This window comes from Arhodomonas sp. KWT (genome assembly GCF_010993615.1).
Genome location: NZ_WNXE01000280.1, coordinates 1521 through 2676 on the forward strand (window position 1 = coordinate 1521; position 1156 = coordinate 2676).

A 1156-nucleotide genomic window follows, 5' to 3' on the forward strand; every position below is an offset into this window, starting at 1 on the left:
TGCGTCGCGACCTGACGGCCGCCGGCGTGTCGTTCCGGGGTGGCTCTGATACCGAGGTGCTGGCCGCGGGGGTCGAGCACTGGGGGGTCGAGGCGACCCTCGCGAAGGTGCGGGGCATGTTCGCTGTTGCTGTCTGGGATGTCCGCGGGCGCCGGCTTCACCTTGCCCGCGACCCGCTGGGCGAGAAGCCCCTCTACTACGGCGCGGTCCCCGGTGTCGGGGTGCTGTTCGGCTCCGAGCTCAAGGCATTGCGCGCGGTGCCGGGCATGACCACGGCCATCGACAGGCGGGCCCTCGCGGGGCTGCTGCAGTACGGTTACGTCCCCGGGCCGCTGTCCATTCATCGCGGTACCTACAAGTTGCCGCCGGGGGTGCTGCTGAGCCTGGACTGCGCTCACGGACCGCCGGACGACGTGGCCCCTTGGGGCCGGCGCCGCGGTGTTCGCCTCACGCCCTTCTGGCGCCTGGCCGATGTGGCGGCGGCGGGGGTTGCGGATTCCGGGGCCGATGACGAGGCCGGCCGTATCGACGGACTGGACGCGACCCTGCGTGAGGTCATCGGTGAGCAGCTGGTTGCCGACGTCCCGGTGGGGGCGTTCCTCTCCGCCGGGCTGGACTCGGTGACGGTCACCGCCATCGCCCAGGCCATCACGCCACGGCCGCTGCGCACCTTCACCGTGGCCTTCGACGATCCCCGCTACGACGAATCGGAGGCCGCGGCCGGGATCGCGGCGCACCTGGGCACCGAGCACACGACGCTGGCGGTGACCGGCCGGGACGCCCTGGAGGTGATACCCGGGCTGCCGCGGATCTACGACGAGCCCTTCGCCGACCCCTCCCAGGTGCCCACCTGCCTGATCGCGCGGCGCGCACGCGAGCACGTCACCGTCTGCCTCTCCGGCGACGGCGGTGACGAGATCTTCGCCGGCTATAACCGCTATCTCTTCGCCGGCTCCGCCGCCGGCCTCGCCGCACGCCTGCCGGGGCCGCTGGCCCGGCTGGCGGGGCGGGGCGTGCTGGCGCTGCCGCCACAGCGCTGGGACCGGTTGGCCGGGGCCGCCACAACGGTGCTGCCCCCCCTGCGGCGGCTGTGGCGGCCGCGCATGGGCGAGAAGCTGCACAAGCTGGCCTCGGTGCTCGACGCCGGGGGCCCGGC

The 1156-nt window shown here is 73.8% G+C and carries 1 protein-coding gene; it reads left to right on the plus strand.

Annotated features, from left to right (window positions below):
- Positions 1–1156: asparagine synthetase B (locus tag G7A99_RS17860; protein ID WP_240466336.1), on the plus strand; the 1156-nt coding region annotated here is incomplete at both ends.